Origin of the sequence: Candidatus Nebulibacter yamunensis, assembly GCF_024208055.1 — a bacterium.
Taxonomy (GTDB): domain Bacteria; phylum Pseudomonadota; class Gammaproteobacteria; order Francisellales; family Francisellaceae; genus Caedibacter; species Caedibacter lacustris.
Genome location: NZ_JAMBMW010000007.1, coordinates 64,321 through 83,208, shown reverse-complemented (window position 1 = coordinate 83,208; position 18,888 = coordinate 64,321). Strand labels below are relative to the sequence as shown.

At 35.4% G+C, this 18,888-nt stretch carries 17 protein-coding genes; 10 read left to right on the top strand and 7 right to left on the bottom strand.

What is annotated here, in order from left to right:
* Positions 1-14 precede the first annotated feature (14 nt).
* Positions 15-1,910 (bottom strand): DNA polymerase III subunit gamma/tau, encoded by a 1,896-nt coding sequence (gene dnaX / locus M1V25_RS04760; protein WP_498842585.1) that lies wholly within the window; start codon positions 1,908-1,910, stop codon positions 15-17.
* 162 nt (positions 1,911-2,072) lie between these two features.
* Between dnaX and cgtA the strand changes: the two genes are divergently transcribed.
* Both cgtA and M1V25_RS04750 read left to right on the top strand, forming a co-directional pair.
* Complete coding sequence (gene cgtA / locus M1V25_RS04755) at positions 2,073-3,089, top strand: Obg family GTPase CgtA (protein WP_116964524.1); 1,017 nt, start codon at positions 2,073-2,075, stop codon at positions 3,087-3,089.
* A 28-nt stretch (positions 3,090-3,117) separates the two neighbouring features.
* Entirely contained in the window at positions 3,118-4,395 is a 1,278-nt protein-coding gene (locus M1V25_RS04750; protein ID WP_498842584.1) for a LysM peptidoglycan-binding domain-containing protein, read from the top strand.
* A gap of 128 nt (positions 4,396-4,523) precedes the next feature.
* Here M1V25_RS04750 and M1V25_RS04745 read toward each other — a convergent pair whose 3' ends face one another.
* Entirely contained in the window at positions 4,524-5,654 is a 1,131-nt protein-coding gene (locus M1V25_RS04745; RefSeq protein WP_498842583.1) for a ribonuclease D, read from the bottom strand.
* 239 nt (positions 5,655-5,893) lie between these two features.
* On the opposite strand from M1V25_RS04745, the gene uvrY reads away from it, so the two are divergent.
* Positions 5,894-6,544: a UvrY/SirA/GacA family response regulator transcription factor gene (gene uvrY, locus M1V25_RS04740; protein ID WP_116964521.1), complete on the top strand. Its 651-nt coding sequence runs from the start codon at positions 5,894-5,896 to the stop codon at positions 6,542-6,544.
* A gap of 40 nt (positions 6,545-6,584) precedes the next feature.
* Complete coding sequence (gene uvrC / locus M1V25_RS04735) at positions 6,585-8,408, top strand: excinuclease ABC subunit UvrC (protein WP_498842582.1); 1,824 nt, start codon at positions 6,585-6,587, stop codon at positions 8,406-8,408.
* Between the two features lies 1 nt (position 8,409).
* On the opposite strand, the gene M1V25_RS04730 is transcribed toward uvrC, so the two are convergent.
* Positions 8,410-9,279, bottom strand: coding sequence for a MurR/RpiR family transcriptional regulator (locus M1V25_RS04730; protein ID WP_116964519.1), 870 nt, complete (start codon positions 9,277-9,279; stop codon positions 8,410-8,412).
* A gap of 166 nt (positions 9,280-9,445) precedes the next feature.
* On the opposite strand from M1V25_RS04730, the gene M1V25_RS04725 reads away from it, so the two are divergent.
* Together M1V25_RS04725 and M1V25_RS04720 are read left to right on the top strand one after the other, a co-directional pair.
* Positions 9,446-10,513, top strand: coding sequence for a hypothetical protein (locus M1V25_RS04725; RefSeq protein WP_498842581.1), 1,068 nt, complete (start codon positions 9,446-9,448; stop codon positions 10,511-10,513).
* The gene (locus M1V25_RS04720) at positions 10,500-11,381 is read left to right on the top strand and encodes an FUSC family protein (protein ID WP_498842580.1); all 882 of its coding nucleotides are present in this window, start codon (positions 10,500-10,502) and stop codon (positions 11,379-11,381) included. Before M1V25_RS04725 ends, M1V25_RS04720 begins: the two co-directional genes overlap by 14 nt.
* Positions 11,382-11,560: 179 nt before the next feature.
* On the opposite strand, the gene M1V25_RS04715 is transcribed toward M1V25_RS04720, so the two are convergent.
* From M1V25_RS04715 to M1V25_RS04700, 4 genes are all read right to left on the bottom strand, one after another.
* Positions 11,561-11,827, bottom strand: a complete 267-nt coding sequence (locus M1V25_RS04715) for an oxidative damage protection protein (protein WP_498842579.1) — start codon at positions 11,825-11,827, stop codon at positions 11,561-11,563.
* Between the two features lie 167 nt (positions 11,828-11,994).
* Complete coding sequence (locus M1V25_RS04710; RefSeq protein WP_116963415.1) at positions 11,995-12,231, bottom strand: hypothetical protein; 237 nt, start codon at positions 12,229-12,231, stop codon at positions 11,995-11,997.
* 1 nt (position 12,232) lies between these two features.
* Positions 12,233-13,582, bottom strand: coding sequence for a tRNA uridine-5-carboxymethylaminomethyl(34) synthesis GTPase MnmE (mnmE, locus tag M1V25_RS04705; protein ID WP_498842578.1), 1,350 nt, complete (start codon positions 13,580-13,582; stop codon positions 12,233-12,235).
* A 56-nt stretch (positions 13,583-13,638) separates the two neighbouring features.
* Positions 13,639-14,238 carry a transglycosylase SLT domain-containing protein gene (locus tag M1V25_RS04700; protein WP_116963417.1) on the bottom strand — a complete coding sequence of 200 codons (600 nt, stop codon included), beginning with the start codon at positions 14,236-14,238 and terminating at the stop codon, positions 13,639-13,641.
* A 73-nt stretch (positions 14,239-14,311) separates the two neighbouring features.
* Between M1V25_RS04700 and M1V25_RS04695 the strand changes: the two genes are divergently transcribed.
* The 4 genes from M1V25_RS04695 to dacB all read left to right on the top strand — a co-directional run bounded on the left by M1V25_RS04695 (position 14,312) and on the right by dacB (position 18,820).
* Positions 14,312-14,968 (top strand): thymidine kinase, encoded by a 657-nt coding sequence (locus tag M1V25_RS04695; RefSeq protein ID WP_239986725.1) that lies wholly within the window; start codon positions 14,312-14,314, stop codon positions 14,966-14,968.
* Positions 14,969-15,050: 82 nt separating this feature from the next.
* Entirely contained in the window at positions 15,051-16,286 is a 1,236-nt protein-coding gene (locus M1V25_RS04690) for an MFS transporter (protein ID WP_192877926.1), read from the top strand.
* 74 nt (positions 16,287-16,360) lie between these two features.
* A complete protein-coding gene (gene waaC, locus M1V25_RS04685) occupies positions 16,361-17,377 on the top strand; it encodes a lipopolysaccharide heptosyltransferase I (protein WP_116963418.1) in 1,017 nt (338 codons plus the stop codon).
* A 30-nt stretch (positions 17,378-17,407) separates the two neighbouring features.
* Positions 17,408-18,820, top strand: coding sequence for a D-alanyl-D-alanine carboxypeptidase/D-alanyl-D-alanine endopeptidase (gene dacB, locus M1V25_RS04680; protein ID WP_498842577.1), 1,413 nt, complete (start codon positions 17,408-17,410; stop codon positions 18,818-18,820).
* The last annotated feature ends 68 nt before the right edge of the window (positions 18,821-18,888 follow it).

The following is an 18,888-nucleotide window of genomic DNA, read 5'->3' as shown; positions in this document are numbered from 1 at the left end:
AAATTGATAACCTCTTATGGTAAAGTTGTGAGCTTTATATTCTCTTTTAAGACCTCAAATCCAATTGACTCTAATTTTTGGATATCAGCGTTTTGCTTTAAACTTTGATAGATCTGGTCGATTCTTTTTTCTTTTTGTTGCTGATTGATTTGTGCAGGCGTATTGTGAGATGAAGTTTCAAAAGAGGTTACTTTGGCTAAATCTGCTATGTTTTCTTGATTTTGTTGTACGGAAAAATTATTAGTTTCTAACTCCTTGATTTTTTGTTGACTGGTAGAAATAGGGCGAGTTGTTTTATTTTTTATATTTAGATGGGTAAACTCAAGTATGATTTTATGACCTTGACGTTTTGATAATGCATCTTCAATTTTCTGAATTGAATTAGGTGTGATGAGCGCTTTGATAGAATCAGCAGCCTGTAGAGTATAAATATTATTGTCAGTGCTAAAAAGACTACAATTCAGTACAACTTGTAATACCGTGCCTTTTAAACCTAAGCTTTGACTGATTTGATACCAGTCGATCTTTTCTAAGTGTTTTTCATACGCTGTCACTTGTGGAGAGGAGTGTTGGGAAAGTATATCTACCAAATTTATTTCTTTTATCTCTTGTAAAGGGGAAGGGGTGTCTGTAGGATAGTTAAGCGTTTTCTCTTGTGTTTGGGTTAAGTTGTCAATATGACTTGTTTCTTGCGGTATTGACGTTATGGGCGAATAAGACTCTTTTTTAGAGTGTGCTAGGGGTGCTTTTAGTTCATCTAATTCTTCATTTTTTTTCTGTACTTGTGATCTAGAATAAGCTGTATTTTCCTGGAAAGGGGTATTTAAATCTAAAGAAAAAGCACAAAGCCTAAGTAACGCCATACCTAAACCACATTGAGCAGTTGGAGCTAAATGAATATCTTCTTTAGCTTTAATGGAGAGCTGATAATAAAGTTGAAGTTGATCAAGTGAGTAGTTTTGGGTAATTGCTGTTAAAACTTCAGTTGTACAAGGTAAATTCTCTAAATTCAACATTTTAAAATTAGTCAAGCTTGCATAGTAAAAGCATTCCGAAATCGCATTTAACACGGACTCAGGGGATTTACCTGCTTGAATAATATCATTACTATACTCGATTAATGCTGTTGTATTTTCTTCTAAAATAAGCAAAAGTAAGGTGTCGAGCATTTGTGTATCAACAATACCCAGCATCGCTTTTACATCCGCTGTTACGATTTGACCTTTACTAAAAGCGATAGACTGATCGGTTAGGCTTAAGGCATCCCTCATGCTGCCATCGGCTGCATGCGCAATAACACTAAGCGCATCTGTTTCAAAAGGAATTTGTTCATAGCTTAAAATATCCTCAAGTTTACGTTTGATTTGAAGCTCGGTAATATGCTTTAAATTGAACTGTAAACAGCGCGATAGAATTGTAATGGGTAGTTTATGTGGATCTGTTGTGGCGAGTAAAAATTTAACATGTTCGGGTGGTTCTTCTAATGTTTTTAAAAGTGCATTAAAGCTGTGTTGAGATAACATATGTACCTCATCGATGAGGTATATTTTATATTTACCTTGGCTTGGCATATATTGAACGTTATCTAAGATATCTCTAGTATCTTCAACTTTAGTGCGTGAAGCAGCATCAATTTCAATTAAATCAACGAAACGACCTTGCTCGATTGCAATGCAATGATCACAATTTCCACATGGCTTAGATGACACACCTTTAAGGCAATTGACAGACTTTGCTAATAAGCGTGCTAATGAGGTTTTTCCAACACCGCGTGTACCGGTAAAAAGGTAAGCATGATGCAAGCGGTTTTGATCTAAGCCATGAATAAGACTGTTTAAAACGTGCTCCTGCCCAACGACTTCAGAAAAGTTTTTAGGGCGATGCTTTCTTGCTAAAACTTGATATGACATATAGAATCACTGACTGCTTAAACTAGTAGTTTAGTATAACGTTTCATCGGCTTAATTTATATATCTGTTGTAAACCATTTCACAGTTTTTATACTGTACATTTTGCAGAAATTCTTAGATCATAGGTATGGTTGACATTCAAGATAAAATTTAAGGTTAAAAGTGAAATTTGTTGATGAAGCGGTCATTACAGTGCATGCTGGAAAGGGCGGTAATGGTTGTGTAAGTTTTCGTCGTGAAAAGTATGTACCTAAGGGTGGTCCTGATGGTGGTGATGGTGGTAACGGTGGTAGTGTCTTTATTAAAGCAGAGGAAAATGTTAATACTTTAATTGATTATCGCTATCAGCGTAATTACCAAGCTGAAAATGGTAAGCCAGGTGAAGGTAAAAAATGTGCGGGTAAAAAAGGAGAAGATCTGTACTTGATCGTTCCGGTTGGAACAGTTGCTTATGAGGCAACCACACACCAGAAGGTTGGTGAGGTTTTAAAACAAGGGGATGTGTTAAAACTTGCGCAAGGTGGGCGCCGCGGTATTGGCAATACGCATTTCAAAAGTAGTACCAATCAGGCCCCCAGACAATTTACCTATGGTGAAGAAGGGGAATCATTTGAAATAAAATTAGAGCTGAAATTACTAGCGGATGTCGGACTTTTAGGTTTACCTAATGCAGGTAAATCCACTTTAATTCGATCTGTTTCAGCCGCAACGCCTAAAGTCGCAGATTATCCTTTTACCACTATGTATCCTAATTTAGGCGTGGTTCGTGTTGGTCAATATGATAGCTTTGTTATTGCCGATATTCCAGGTGTAATTGAAGGTGCGTCAGAAGGTGCAGGTTTAGGGTTAAAGTTTTTAAAACATTTAACCCGTACAAAATATATTTTACATCTAGTAGATGTGTTACCGATTGATGGTTCTGACCCGATTGAAAACTTTGATAAGGTTGAAAATGAGCTTAAAAAATACAGTGAATCATTGTATAAAAAACCGCGTTGGTTGGTATTAAATAAAATTGATCAATTACCAATAAATGAAGTTGAAATAATATGCAATAAGATCCTAAGTGGAATAGGTTGGAATAAAGCACAACCTTATTTTTTTATTTCAGGTATGAGTGGTCAAAATACACAAAACATGTTGCAAAAAATTATGACAATGTTAAGTTCCAAGGATTAATGCAAGATCTTAAAAAGGAGTAGTTGTAGTGATTAAAAAAATAGGTGCAATGGGTGCTTCACTTATATTGTTATCAGGATGTGCTTCAATAAACCACTTTTTTAATGCTGAACAAGATCAAGCGCCTGTTACAAGTATCCCAATGCAACAGACTTATTATACGGTACAAACAGGTGATTCTTTGTACGATATTGCTAAGCGTTTTAATGTTACTGAACGAACCTTGATTTTATGGAATGGGCTAAAAGCACCTTTTGTTTTAACACCCGGTAAAACCATACGTGTTAGTCCTTTGCCTGGAGAAAAAATTTGGCGTGCAGATCAGTCCTATACTTATACATCCCAAACAAACGTTGTAACTCACAATAAAAGCTTACAACCACAGGTAACTCGCATTCAACAAAATGCAACAAAACAAGCAAACCTTCCTCCTGTAGATGCAAGTGCTGCACCTGTTACGTCAAGTGTAAAAACACAGGAAATGCAATCAAAAACCACTCATTTAAATCAGGTTAATGTTCATGATAAAGAGGTTGATATTCATGGTCTTACTCAATTTGATGGTAATACCCAAACCGAGTATGCTATCAAAAAAAGTACAACAGGGTATTACATTGTTCAATCGGGTGATTCGTTGTTAGAAATTGCTTTGGCAAATGACGTTAGCTTATCTGATTTACAAACTTGGAATGATATAAAAGAGTCCAGTTTGATTTATGTTGGACAGAAAATACGGGTTCGTGCACCAAATGAAATTAAAGAGCAGATAAGTGCTACTCCTAAAATAGGTGAAATGCTAAATGTTATTCACCCAAAACCTGCTGCTCAATTGCCAGATATAACAACGTCGAAGCCTCTAGCTGTAGCGAATCCAAAATCTGAACCAATTAAAAAACCACAAATTACGTCAGATGCTCAAAACAATATACCAATGGGGAAAACAGTTGCCGCTAATGTTTGGCAATGGCCATTAAAAATAAAAGGTACATTTGATAAAAATGGTATTAATCAGCAACAAGAAATCAATGTCCCACTTAATACAAAGGTCTATGCTGCTGCAAATGGTAATGTGCTTTATGCTGGAGTTGGCATGGGTGGTTATGGCAAGATGGTGATCATCAGTCATGAAGATGGTTATATTTCAGCTTACAACAATTTAAGTGATATCAATGTGCATGAGTCACAGGATGTTACGATGGGTGAAATGATTGGTGAGGTAGGTAAGTTTAATGGTCAAACGATACTTGGATTTGAAGTTCGTCAAAATGGAAAGGTTCGAAAATTAGGTCAGTTTTACCAAATCTAACCAGAAAAATGTAAATAATTTATCCTCGACTATTCCTTGCCAAACTGCAAAGTAGGAATTAATTTGTAGTTAATTACCATAAAAGCTTTGCTGGATTTGATGAGAGTCTTACAAGTGCAGCCAAACTTTTAATTTAATGTCTTGTAGTCTGATTTCAGGCGAAGCTTATCTATTAGTTTACAAACAGGTTGAATAAATTTTTCATAGCGCCAACTTTGAGTAAGCTTTCCTCGTAAGTAAAGCGGGGCATGTAAATAATCGCACAAAAACTCTTTTAGTTCTTGCTTTGAGCAAATGAGTGCTAGCGATAACTGGTGGTCTTTAGCAAGTTGTTCAATATAAGCAAAGCACTGATTTAACAAGTCTTTAGCAACCATTGGATATGGATGTGATTTTAATTTAAAACTATGGCTAGCTACGTTGTTATTGATAAGCAAATCTATAATCTTTGCTCCCAAGTAGTGTAATTTTTTAGCTGAAAGTATTTTGCTATTGATCAGCATTTGCTCGTTTACAGGATTTAGTTTGGCAATTTTTAAAAGCTCATCATCACTTAGTATGTATCTTACAACCCAATTTCTATTTTGGGCATATTGCTCTCGCCAAATGGAAAGTGTAATGACGTTGTCGTAAGCTTTACCGTTTAAACGCATAAGCTGGTTTTTAAATTTAAAAGGTGCAGCATGTGCATTCGTAAAGTGGGAATTAACGATTACTTTCATTTCTTCATAGAAAGCGTCTAACCAACCTAAAGCTTGGAGTCTTTGTTGCAAAAGTTGATGAGTATGAATTAGATAAGCAATATCTTCTTTAGCATAATTTAGCTGTAGATCACTTAAAGGACGTGTACGCCAATCTGACGTTTTTTGTTGTTTGTCGAGTATGCCAATTCCAAGCTCATTTAATGTGTTGGCAAGAGAAAGTTGATGGCTATGACCTAAAAACGCCATTGCTGTTTGGGTATCAAATATATTATTGACCTGACAGTTTAAATAATGGTGTAGAATTTTAATATCGTTATTCGCTGCATGCATGATTTTACAAACTTCGTGAGTTTCTAAAACAGGAGTAAGCAAGTCAAGTGACATTTCAGTTGCTAAGGTATCGATAATATAGATATCGCTAGGTGTTGCAATTTGAATTAAGCACAGCTGAGGATAATAAGTATTACGCCAATAAAATTCAGTATCAAGTGCAATAAAAGGTTCATTGAACAACTGTTTTACTAGGCAGTTCAACTCATTATTGTTCGTGACCATGCAGTTAGTTATTATTTAAAAGTACACTCATATTACAATCACGGTAGTTAAATTCAAGCAAAATAAACTAAAATCTCTAAGCCAACTTCCCATTTTTACGCTATACTATGGTCAAATTCTCACAAATAAGTTCGAAATTTGCGCATGAGTTTATTTGAAATAAATGATCAATCGACGATATTTGATCAAGCCTCATGTGGTGATGTTGTGAGATAGATCAATATAATGGGAGTAAAGACGTGATAAGGGTGCTTTTAGTTGACGACCATGATTTAGTGAGATTAGGAATAAAAAAATTACTGAGTGATGTAAGTAATATTGAAATCGTTGGAGAAGCCGCAAGTGGTGAAGAAGCAATTTCTCTAACTGCAAAATTGCTACCTGATGTGATTTTAATGGATGTTAAAATGCCAGGCATCGGAGGTTTGGAAGCTACCAAGCGTATTGCAAAAGCTTATCCTCAGATTAAAATATTGGTGGTAACTGTTTATGGTGATGAGCCTTACCCTACAAAAGTGCTACAAGCAGGTGCTTCTGGTTATATGACTAAAGGAGTGAGTGTCGATGAAATGATTCAGGCAATTAGAACTGTTTATGCTGGTCGCAGGTACCTTTCTCCAGAGGTGGCACAACAGCTTGCGTTAAAACATTTAACACATGATGACGAAACTCCATTTGATTCGCTATCTGAGCGTGAAATGCAGGTATTGATAATGATTACCAGTGGTCAGAAAGTAAATGAAGTGGCTGATCAGCTATGTTTAAGCCCCAAAACAGTGAATAGCTATCGCTACCGCTTATTTGAAAAACTTGGTATTGATAGTGACGTTGAGTTAACACATCTTGCAATTCGACACAAGTTAATTGATGTCGAGAATAAAAACAACTGATATGCTGGATTTTCTTTCATAATTTTTTTTGTGATTTGTAATGTTTAAAACCCAACAAGATTTTGATCTATCTTCTTTTTTAAAAAATCTAACTCCTTATCCTGGCGTTTATCGTATGTATGATGGTGAAGGCAACTTACTATATGTTGGCAAAGCTAAAAACCTTCATAAGCGAGTCAATAGCTATTTTAATCGTGGAGCTAAGGATTTAAAAACACAAACCTTAGCTGCACAAGTTAACTTTATTGATATTACCGTTACACCGAGCGATTACGAAGCTTTCTTGTTAGAAAGCGCTTTAATTAAGAAGCATAAGCCAAAGTATAATATTTTATTTAAAGACGATAAGAGTTACCCATACTTGTATTTAAGTGATCATGTTTTTCCACGGTTATCAGGATTTCGCGGTAAACCACGTAAAAATGGTCAATACTTTGGCCCTTATGTATCGTTGGTATCCATGAAAGAAACACTTACTTTGTTGCAAAAGTTATTTGTGGTGCGTCAGTGTGAAGATAGTTACTTTAACAATCGTTCACGACCATGCCTACAATATCAAATTAAACGTTGTAGTGCGCCCTGTGTCGGTAAAATTAGTGAAGAAGCTTATCAATTACAGGTTGATTTATTAGCAAGGTTTGTCAGTGGTAAGCTCAATGGGATTTTGCAGGAAGTTTCAACTAAAATGCACCAAGCGTCTGAAAATGAATATTTTGAAGAAGCAGCTAGGTTAAGAGATCAACTCATATTACTAACCAAATTACAGCAACAACAGTTTGTAGATAAAATAAATGATCGCAGTTTTCATGTTATTGGTTTGTTAGGCTTGGAAACAAAAGCATGTATTACTGTGTTACAAGTCACACAAGGTAAGGTTACGGACGATAAATCTTGGATTGTTAACGTAAATAACAATACGGAATCAGAGTTATTAGAGGCATTCTTAGCACATTATTATTTGGATGAACATCGGACAATATGGCCTAAAGAGATAATTTTACCCAAAGGTCATAAAGTGGCAAATAGTTTATTACAGAGTGTTGAGCAACGTGCGGATAGCAAGATAAGGTGGCTTATTGATGCTGGAGCAGATAATGCGAAATGGCAAAAATTAGCGATGATTAATGCAAAACAAAAACTACAAATCAATTTGCAATCTATGTCACAATTTACAACACGTTTTTTGGCACTTGCAAAATGGCTTAATAAAGACAATATTCATCGTATCGAGTGCTTTGATATCAGTCATTATCAAGGTGAAGCGACAGTTGCTTCATGTGTAGTATTTGATAGAGGTGGTTCTATGAAGTCAGCGTATCGGCGTTATAATATTCAAAACATAACCCCAGGGGATGATTATGCAGCTATTGCTCAAGTATTGGAGAGAAGGATCGAGTCAGGGATAGAAGCACAAAACTTACCTGACGTTATAGTTATTGATGGTGGCAAAGGACAGTTAAAAAAAGCACAACAAGTGTTACATGCTTACAAACAAGAACACAACATTCAACTTATTAGCTTAGGAAAGGGTGTTGAAAGAATAAGTGGTAAAGAAGATATTTTTCTTGGTTTTGATGATCAGCCCCACCATTTACCGGAGCATGATTTATCATTTTTATTACTCAGACAAATTCGTGACGCTGCTCATGATTTTGCGATAAAAGGGCAAAGAAAAAAAATAGCAAAGAGACAAAATGAATCGGTGTTAGAATCTATTCCTGGTGTTGGTAGGAAGCGCTGTCAAGCTTTGCTTCGTCATTTTGGTGGTTGGCAGGAGCTTGTGCGAGCATCCGTTGAAGAAATTGCCAAAGTCAAAGGCATTAGTCATAAACTTGCCGATGAAATCTGGCATGCATTTAGATAAGTCAGATAATGCTGTGCTGTTGTTTTAAATTTGTTAATGCAGTTTTGGTTTTTTTTAAACGCTGTTCAGCTTGCTTTGCATTTAAACGAGCATAGTTATAAACCAAAAAATCAATAATGATGAGCTGTTTTAAGCGATTTGACATTGGTACAAAAAGCCCAGTATCTACTTGTTTTTTAATGTTTAAGCGAACACTTGCAGTTTGATCAACAGGGGAGCCAGGATCAGTAATCGTGATCACTTTGGCCCCATTGCTGCGAGCTAATTTACATAAGCTAATTAAGGCTTCGGATTTACCACTATTGGAAATTGCAATAATTGCATCTCCCGGCTCTAAAGAACCAACAGCCATGGCAGACATGTGCATGTCAGGATAATAGCCGACTTTTGGCATCATACGAAAAAGTTTATGAAAACTATCAAAAGCTGTGCAATTGGATGCACCAAAGCCACAAACGATAACTTTGTTTGACTCAAGTAAAATTTGAGTGGCAACCTCAAGTTCTGTGGTGTCAATTTCTCTATCTATAGTGGCTAAAGCAGCACGTGCAAACTGTGCAACTTTGTCTTTTACCACAGCAGTCGAGTCGTTTAATTTAATATCAATTGATTCATTGATTCTTCCCAGAGCAAGTTCTTCTGCAAAGCGAATTTTAAACTCTTGATACCCTTTACAGCCAACAGCACGACAAAACCGAACAATCGTCGGTTCGCTTACCCCAATTTTATGTGCAATGGTTGTAATGTTAAGGGCAGTTGCATCCCCTGAATTATCCATGATCCAGTTTGCAACTTTTTGCTCTGATTTCCGTAATTTAAATTCGCCGTTTTGAAGTTTTTCTAAAATGGTGTCGCCATGTCTCACTATCATTCCCCTAACTCTTCATTATTAGTCCACTTATTTTAAGTGCCATATTTATTATGCTTTTAGCATTTGATTACTATAAAATAAGCCCATTAAGCTTTATTTATAGCAATAAGTTAACTGACTGTATTATAACAGGGCATGTAAATAATAAACATAGATTACAGTAAAAATGATTGAGCGTTTTATATATAATTTATCTAAAAATGATCCAGGTGCGCATATTTTGGCAATGGTGATCAAAGTAGCCTGTATAATGATTTCTTATTTTCTATTTGCATGGAGCTGTGGTTATGCCTACGAGGTGATGGTGTGGAGTTTTTACTTTTTGGCATTTGCGGCAATGGCTTGTGCTGTGGGCGATATTAAGTCAAGACGCCAGATATTTCTTTACTTTGCTATTGGGTTTGCTGTTTGCTTAAGTCTATCAGAGTCCTTGTATCCATATAAAATATTGAGTTTTTTAATCGTGATTATTTCAGCCTATTTTGCTTTTTGGCTTAGAAAGTTTGGTGGGCGCTTTAAGTTATTTCCTGGATATTTAGTCATTGTATTAGCGATTTCTTCTATGCAATTGCCTGTATTGCCTAATCAATTGATTGAACTTTATATAAGCTTAGTTGTAGTTAGTATCGCTTTTGTTATATTAATATTGTGGCTAAGACCGTGGGATACTCCAAAGCAGTTATCTCGAGTATTACAAATACATGCAATAATGTTACAAAAGGAAGCACGTTTTTGGTTAGAAGAAATTACGCGTACCAATAAATACCAGCTAGATTTTAAAAATGGTCAAAAAGAACTAAATATGGCACTAGATACGTTACATGAACGTGGAGCTACCTGGATTATTTCACCAATACGCAAGATTGCATGGCATAGATGTTATGGTCGCTATCAAAATATAATACGTACAATTTTTCGCATTTTATTTTTTTATCAATCTTTGCTTATTAAAAATTCTCCAGCTGTCAAAGTACTTGTTAAACAAAGTGCGCTACAAGAAATTATTTTTATGGCAACCAAAGCACCACTATGGCCGTTTATGTTTAAGAAAGAACAAGACTTTGAGCTGCAAATATCACAGTTAAAGTCACTGACTGAAGGCTTTAAAAGTGAAGTACTTTCTCATCCACCAATCAAAGGTTGTCATGTTGTGTTATTTGAATTGCTCCTCTTATTGGAATCACTGCAGTATATCATCATTGAGCTAAAAGGAGCGGTTGATGAGTTGGCGTAGACATATCAATCAACTTCCTCAATATAAATTATTAGCAATTCGAGTTTTAATTGCTTGTATTATTGCAATTATTGTAACTGAAATGATTGGTTTGCAGCGTAATTATTGGAGTGTATTAGCCATTATTTCAATTAGTATTAGTGTCCATGCTAGAGAAATATTATTTAGATCTAAATCGATTGTAATTCATACCGTTTTAGGCTGTTTTATAGGAACGCTGGCTTATTATTACCTGAGTTTAGAGTTACCATTTTATGTGCTGATTTGTGTTATTTTGGCTCTATCGCTCTTTACGCTTTATTTTAGTGTAGTCCATTATTCAGTTGGCGTGTTTTTTAGTAGTGTGTTTATCGTGATGTTTGTAGGAGCATTATCTTATTGGGATCTATCACTTTTTAGGGCGCGTATATTTGATATTGCAATTGGCGCAGTTGCCATCTTAGCTGTGAGTTTAATAATAAAACCCAATAATTTAAAACATAAATTATCAACAAAAGCATATCAGATTTACTTGACACATAAGCAAATTATAGAAATTTTAGTCGCTGTAAATCTTGAAGATGAAATAACAAAAGAAACGTTGGATAAAAAAACAATAAAATTATTAGTTGATGACTTGATTATGCAAGAAAAAAAATTAGTTGAGCATTTTATCAATACAAAGATTGAACTAAGTGATGAACAAATAAAGTTGATGAAGTTACTTTTTTCCACTATGCAAGAACTTGTAGTCATTTATCAGTCTTGTTTAAGCTTAGGTACTTCAGAGAATGATGTTAAACTTAGACGGTTTTGTCAGCAAAAACTACAAGCGTTTTTCTTATTACTACAAGAAGAATATTTGGCGTTTGAGAAAAGCATGGAGTGACATGCTCCCACCACTAAACCGCAAGCGGTTATAGTTGGGGGCTTCTTGCGACCCATTAAACGACGTAAAAGAGAATTTAAAAAGTAACACAACCCATGCGACGCACAATTAGAGGAAATATTTACAATAAATATCAGTATAATAGGCAAGTGGTGCCCTTAAAAATAAAAATAGGACAATTACTCAGGTTCTGAAAATGCAGCAGGTTTCTCAGCGCTACCACCAAATAGGAATTTTTCCATTTCAGTGATTAGGAATTTTTTGGCTTCTGGTTCTAGTAAATTTAAACGATATTCATTGATCAAAATGGTTTGGTGATCCAACCATTTTGCCCATGCTTCTTGTGAAATATATTGCAGAATCTTTTGTCCTAGCTCACCAGGCAAAGGGGCATAAAGCATCGCGGTGCCTTGTTGTTGTAGTTTAGTACAAAAAATAGTAGTCATATGCGGGATCCTTAGGTAGTGATTTTATGATATTTTACTGAATTTTTTTAAGTAGCAAAAGCAAAGTTTAGAGTTACACCTACGATGGGTGAGTGTATCTAAAGCAATATTATTTTAAATTGGAAAAGTAACAGAATAATAAAGTGAGTAAGCCCAATAACTGATATTTATTTGCGTAAAGATTTAAACCATTTATAGCGAAAGGTGTTCACGCTGGCATCGATTAAAAAGAAAATGACTGCAAGTTCAGGTGAGAGAATATCACCAGTAATGGCATAAAGGAAAATGGCAAAAATAAGAATAAAAATTAATGAACGTACAGCCGCTTTGGCACCATTGAGTTTGAACAGTTCCATATGCGTCATCTTTGATTGGCGTTTAATTTCTTGTTCTTTGTCAGTCATGTTATTTCCCAATACAAAAATTACTAAATATTTCTCCTAGGAGGTCATCAGCGTTGAATTCACCAGTAATACTTGAAAGCTGCCCTTGAGCAAGGTTAAGCTCTTCGGCTAATAATTCTCCATCTTTATGTTGTAAATGCAGTTGAGCAATTTCAAGGTGTTCTTTGGCTGCATTTAGAGCATTGATATGACGTTTCCTTGCGGTAAAAACACCTTCATTTGTTTGTGTATAACCAATAGCCCTTAAAAGGTAATCACGTAGTTTATTGATACCAATACCATGTTTAGCAGAAATATATAGGTAATTATCATGATTTTGTGGATCATTATCTCTTAAATCAATCTTGTTATAAACATAAGTAATTGGAATGTAGTTAGGGATATGTTTAAAAAATTCAGGCGCAAGCTCAGTAATTTCTTTATCAATGGTATCTCTAATATCAGCAACAAGAAGAATATGATCGGCTTTCTTAATGGCTTCAAGTGCACGTCTAATTCCTTCGTTTTCAACTACATTGTCACTTATACGTAATCCTGCTGTATCAATAATATGCACAGGTATACCGTTAATTTGGATATATTCACGTAAAGTGTCACGTGTGGTGCCTTCGATGTCAGTGACAATCGCTGTTTCTTTACCTGCTAAAGCATTGAGCAAACTTGACTTACCTGCATTGGGTTTGCCTGCAATCACAATTTCAACACCTTCACGCAGAAGTGCTCCTTGTTTTGAGTTTTCTAAAGTGAAGTTAAGTTGTTGATATAAGGTATTAAGTTGCGCCTCAATGTATGGATCTGCTAAAAAATCAATTTCCTCTTCTGGAAAGTCGATAGCTGCTTCAACATGTACGCGCAGTTGAATAAGTGCGTGTACTAATGTGTCAATGTGTTTAGAAAATTCACCTTGTAAGGAGCGCATGGCTGACTTGGCAGCTTGCTCAGATGAAGCATCAATAATATCAGCAATTGCTTCTGCTTGAGCAAGATCAATTTTGTCATTTAGATAGGCGCGCTCTGTAAACTCTCCAGGTTTGGCAAGACGCGCGCCATATTCCAGAGTTGTTTGTAAAATAAGATTCAAGAGTATAGGACCGCCATGAGCCTGTAATTCAACCACGTCTTCACCGGTATAGGAGTAGGGAGCTTTAAAATAGATCGCAATGCCTTGATCAAGTAGTTCATCTTGATGATTTTTAAATGTAAGAAAATGTGCATAACGTGGCTTAAGCCATGTTTTTGTCACATTATAGGCAATAGCGTAGGCTTTTTCGCCAGAGATGCGAATAATACCAACACCTCCACGACCTGGGGCGGTTGCGATGGCAGCAATGGTGTCATTAGTTACACTCATGGATTATGTTTTATAAGTTTCTATTTTTAAATATAACTTAGAATAGCGGATTTTAATTACCAGAACCAGCTTTTTGAAGGGATATTACAACGGCGTAGTTGATAAGCATAATTGTAGGCGGTATCTTGTGTTTTGCGTGCATAGTTGAGTAGGAATTGATTATTACGATAATTACCACGCAAATAACCTCCAATGCCTTGATTATATGCAAGATAAAGTTCATAGGCATTAGATTTAGAAATACCCGCTTTTTTATGTGCATAGTTACCATACCAACCTATAAAGTCAACAGCATCAGCAAAGTTCGTTCTATCTGCCCAACTATTTCCAGTAGATTTTTGGTAATGATCCCATGTCCCATTTAGGGCTTGAGCATAACCGTAAGCCGTTGATTGGCGACCGGTTGGAATAAAACCAAATGCATATTGCATAGGTGTTTTAGCATCGGCAATAAAGCTTGATTCATTACGAATGATCGCCCATTGCACACTAATGGGGATACCCCATTTTTTATATGAATTCAGCGAGTCGTAATACCAATTAGGATATTGTTGTGCCATAGTACAAGCATTATTGATGTTTTTAGGAGGAACGGTTACACAGCCAGCTAAAGCTAAAATAGGGATAAGTAATAAGGGTTTTTTCTTAACTTTCATTAAAAAATAATTATTTAGTTTAATCTTTAATATATTACAGACTAACGGATTTTATGATGAAGGCGAACAGTTTTTGAGATTTTTTTATTTCAACTTAGGCAAGGATGAGCTAAGTTATGGCGATATTAAAATAAGTGATCAATTTTTAAGTATGGCAAAACTTCACTTTTATTATTCGACAATGAATGCGGGTAAAAGCACAACTTTGTTGCAATCGGATTATAATTACCGTGAGCGAGGCATGTATACTTTATTGTTTGCCCCAAAATTTGATGATCGTTATGGTTTGGGTAAAATTACTTCACGTTTAGGTTTGCAAGCAGATGCGGTTTTATATGACAAAGATACAGATCTTTACGCTTATGTATATGCACACGTCAGAAATTATGCACTCCATTGTGTGCTAATTGATGAAGCACAGTTCTTGACAAAAGCACAAGTGTTGCAATTAAGCGATGTTGTTGATGTGCTTAATATCCCTGTGCTTGCATATGGTTTAAGAAACGATTTTCAGGCAGAACCTTTTGAAGGTAGTAAATATTTGCTTACTTGGGCTGATCAGCTAATTGAAATAAAAACCATTTGCCATTGTGGTAAGAAAGCAACCCATGTATTACGTTTAGGTGAGAATGGACAAGTAGTGAAAGAAGGTGATCAATTACAAATTGGTGGCAATGATCACTATGTGTCGGTATGTCGTAAGCATTTTAAAGATAATTTGATTGATTAATGCCTTTACCTGCTGTCAATTTTCAATAAAACTCTGTTACACTTTAAATATCTTAAGAGCTTATAATTGGAGAATATAACAAGTGAAATCGTATTTAGCTGCACGTGCAGCTTTATTTAAAAATATATCGTTTACCTGTGCGTGTGTGATGGGATTTTTCTCAGCTATTGCTATTGGCGTGGCTTATGTGTCTTTTAGTTGGCATTTATTAAGTCTTTATAATAGTGTTAATGCTATTATTATTTTTATGTTTAGTTGGTGGGTATTTGGTGCAGTGCTTTCACCAATTACAGGATATTTTGCCGATAAGTTTCCACGTCAGAAAATCATAGTTGTCACAAATAGTGCACGTGTGTTATTAATTTCTATTTTCTTGTTATTTGGAAGTTTGGACAGTTTAATGGAAGTTTATATTTTCACCAGTTTATGGGGGGTTATCCTGGCATTTTATATGCCAGCGATGCTTATTATGATACGTGAAATTTTGATTGATGATAGTAGGTTATTATATGCCAATAGCACTATGGATGGCATATTTGAGATTGGGATGGTAGCTGGTATGTCTTTAGGTGGTTTAATGGTTGCCATTTTTGACATGCACGAGATTTTATATTTTCTTTTAGCTGGAACGAGCATTGCCCTTATTGCAAGCGTAGGTGTGAAACCTGCTCGAGAAGTAGAAAAAAATGAAGGTGGATTTATTGAAAATTGGCGATTAGTTTATAGGTTTTTATGTGCTAGACGTTTTGTTTTCTGGTTTTATACTGCCCAAATTGGATTTACTTGTTTGTTTATGGTAGTGCCAATTTTTATTGCACCTTATGCCAAGAATATATTACAAGCAAGCTCATGGGAGTTTGGCTTGATCGAAACAGGATTCTCAGTCGGTTTTATCATTGGTTCTTTGTTTTTACCATGGATTGCTGATAAAAAGGGTGAAGTAAGTACGATTATAGTTGCTTTGGCTGTGTCATCATGCTTATATTTAGCGTTAGCTTTGATTCATAGTGTTACCTTAGCATTTATACTTTACTTTTTTATTGGGATGTGTATTTCATGTTGGGCAATTGTTGTAACTTTGGCACAGAAAAATACGGATATTACTTTACAAGGTAAGGCTCAAGGGATGAGTTATGGTTTGTCGGGTATGATGGTAATGTGTGTCTATATGAGTTTTTTCATCATCAATAATGTTACGCATTTACCAAGTAATCGATGGTTTTATTTCATTATTGTGTTGGCTTTATTGATCATGTATCCATTGTTCAAAGGTCAATATCTACAAAAGCAGGTATTGAAAGAGCTAATAAAAAATTAACTAATGCCATTTGAAAAAAAACACATTAAAATGATGGTGTCAAAATATAACAAGTATGATTTTAAAAAAGCATTATGAAAACCTGTTTGATTGTAAAAACTTCTTCCTTAGGCGATATTTTGCATACATTGCCTGCGTTAACTGAAGCAAAGCAACATGAACCTAATCTTAAATTTGATTGGGTAATAGAAAAGTCATTTGCAGAAATTCCGCGTTGGCATGAAGCAGTTGATGAAGTGATAGAAATTGAGATTCGCAAATGGCGTAAGAATATCTTTAAATACTTTTCAGAGATTCGAGCATTTAAAAAAAGGCTTAAAGCTAAGCATTATGATTATGTAATTGATGCACAAGGTTTGTTAAAAAGCGCTTGGATTACAAAAACTGCTAAAGGCATAAAATATGGTTTAGACAAGGAATCAGCAAGAGAGCCAGCAGCAAGTTTCTTTTATAATAAAAAGTTAAAAGTAGAAAAAGCAATGCACGCTATTATACGCGTGAAGTATTTATTTGCTAAAGTTTTTGGTTATGAATCGTCATCTAACGTTGGCTATGGTATCAAATATGAATGGTCAGTGACTCAAGCTAAAAAGCAAGTGGTTTTTTTACATGCAACGACTTGGTCCAGTAAGCATTGGGCGCTATCGCATTGGCAAAGTCTTGCAAAATTATTAGCAAAAGCTGATATAAAAGTATTACTACCGTGGGGAAATGAGCAAGAGCGAAAGCAAGCCAACTTGATTGCTCACAACAATTCTAATACGATTGTGCTTGAGAAAATGCAGTTATCACAATTGGCCGAATTATTTTCTCAAAGTCAGGCGGTTGTTGCAGTGGATACTGGTCTTGCTCATTTAGCAGCAGCTTGTGGTGCACCAGTCATTGGTATTTATGGCTCAACTTCAGCAAAATTAACAGGTGCACTTGGTAAGCAAGTGATTCATCTATCATCTACGTTGACATGTTCACCTTGTTTGAAAAAAGTGTGTCCGATTACCAAGGACCTTTTTGCACCTTGTGAAGTATCAATAGCAACACAATCGGTATATGATAAATTAATGAGTATAATTCAAGCTTCTATTGTTCACTAAAATGGATAAATTAAAGCGAAGGAAAAGAATGTGAAAAAGTATTTTTTATATATAGGTATTGCTTTTACCTTATCGATTTGCGCATATGCTAAGCAATATACTTCTCTAACAGAGAACGTTAACCAACTGATTAAGAGTAATGGGCTTAATTCAGCATCGATTGCAATTAAGGTGTTGGATGCAAGCACAGGAGAAAATGTGTTTTCACTCAATGAATATAAAAATCATATGCCTGCAAGTAACACAAAGCTTGTAACTGCAGTATCTGCCTTGTTAGTTCTTGGGCAGGATTATCAGTATCAGACCAAACTTTATTATGATAGTAAAGTTAGTTCAACTGAAATTCATAATCTCTATATCGATTTCTCAGGTGATCCAAGTCTGACAACTAAATCTATGACAAACTTACTGCAAGCGTTAGTAAGAGCTAACATAAAAAATATAAAAGGTGACGTCTTTCTAGTTAATCGCTTCTTTCAAGGGCGTGATTATCCAATTAACCAAAGTCAAAGTGATTCTATATTTGGGTATGGTGCACCATCGTCAATTTATAATTTAAATGAAAATGCAGTGGCTTTATCGTTTACCCCGAAAGTGCATGGCTTTGATGTTAAGCAAGTCGAAGGTGAGTCTATTATCTACCAAAATGAAGTGGTTGCGGCTAATGATAAGATGCTTAAAACTTGTCAATTTAATGCCAAGAGTGATCAAAATAACGTGCTTATTTTAGCAGGTTGCTTACCTAAAGTACCGTATACATTTCGCCTTGCTATTCAAGATCCTACATTGATGATGCAAACCTTTGTTAAACAGAAGATCAAAGCACTTGAAATAGGCTTAGTAGGTGAGGTGAGAATAACGACAAGCTTGCCTGAAAAAGCTAAGCAAATTGCAACACATTTTTCACCTAAGCTTTCGGTTTTGACAAAACATATGTTACAGACTTCAGATAATTTATATGCACAGACGCTAGTTAGAACAATTGGTTATTATCACTATGGTGTAGGGAGTATTGTAGCAGGTAAAAATGCAATGCTTGAAATACTTAAAGATAAACTTGACTTAGATGTGAGTAGTATTCAACTGGAAGATGGTGCAGGAATGTCAGCAAATAACCTTTTGAGTACTGATTTTCTAAGTGATCTATTGTATAAGATGCAAACACAAAAAGTGTTTGATGTTTTTGAACAAGCATTACCTGTTTATACTAAAAACGCAATTCCCGCTCATCGCAAAAATGAGTGGTTAAAAGGAAAGGTTATTGCTAAAACAGGTACAGGAACAACTGTAAGTGCATTATCTGGCTACCTATGTACAAAAGATAGAAAGCGTTACGTGTTCTCTATTTTAATTTCAGATCTAACAAATCATCAAAGAAAAACGGCATTGGTATTTCAGTCACAGTTTTTGGAAAGTCTATATGAGCTTAAGTTTCAGCATTAAACAGCTAGACAATTAGGCGTGCAAATTATAAACTTTGACGCTGAATAAAACCTTGAAAGAAAATGATA

What these genes read in the sequence shown, in the direction of transcription:
- dnaX (WP_498842585.1), bottom strand. Translation starts at nt 1,910, where the DNA reads ATGTCATATCAAGTTTTAGCAAGAAAGCATCGCCCTAAAAACTTTTCT.
- M1V25_RS04745 (WP_498842583.1), bottom strand. Translation starts at nt 5,654, where the DNA reads ATGGTCACGAACAATAATGAGTTGAACTGCCTAGTAAAACAGTTGTTC.
- uvrC (WP_498842582.1), top strand. Translation starts at nt 6,585, where the DNA reads ATGTTTAAAACCCAACAAGATTTTGATCTATCTTCTTTTTTAAAAAAT.
- M1V25_RS04730 (WP_116964519.1), bottom strand. Translation starts at nt 9,279, where the DNA reads ATGATAGTGAGACATGGCGACACCATTTTAGAAAAACTTCAAAACGGC.
- M1V25_RS04725 (WP_498842581.1), top strand. Translation starts at nt 9,446, where the DNA reads ATGATTGAGCGTTTTATATATAATTTATCTAAAAATGATCCAGGTGCG.
- M1V25_RS04720 (WP_498842580.1), top strand. Translation starts at nt 10,500, where the DNA reads ATGAGTTGGCGTAGACATATCAATCAACTTCCTCAATATAAATTATTA.
- M1V25_RS04715 (WP_498842579.1), bottom strand. Translation starts at nt 11,827, where the DNA reads ATGACTACTATTTTTTGTACTAAACTACAACAACAAGGCACCGCGATG.
- M1V25_RS04710 (WP_116963415.1), bottom strand. Translation starts at nt 12,231, where the DNA reads ATGACTGACAAAGAACAAGAAATTAAACGCCAATCAAAGATGACGCAT.
- mnmE (WP_498842578.1), bottom strand. Translation starts at nt 13,582, where the DNA reads ATGAGTGTAACTAATGACACCATTGCTGCCATCGCAACCGCCCCAGGT.
- M1V25_RS04700 (WP_116963417.1), bottom strand. Translation starts at nt 14,238, where the DNA reads ATGAAAGTTAAGAAAAAACCCTTATTACTTATCCCTATTTTAGCTTTA.
- waaC (WP_116963418.1), top strand. Translation starts at nt 16,361, where the DNA reads ATGAAAACCTGTTTGATTGTAAAAACTTCTTCCTTAGGCGATATTTTG.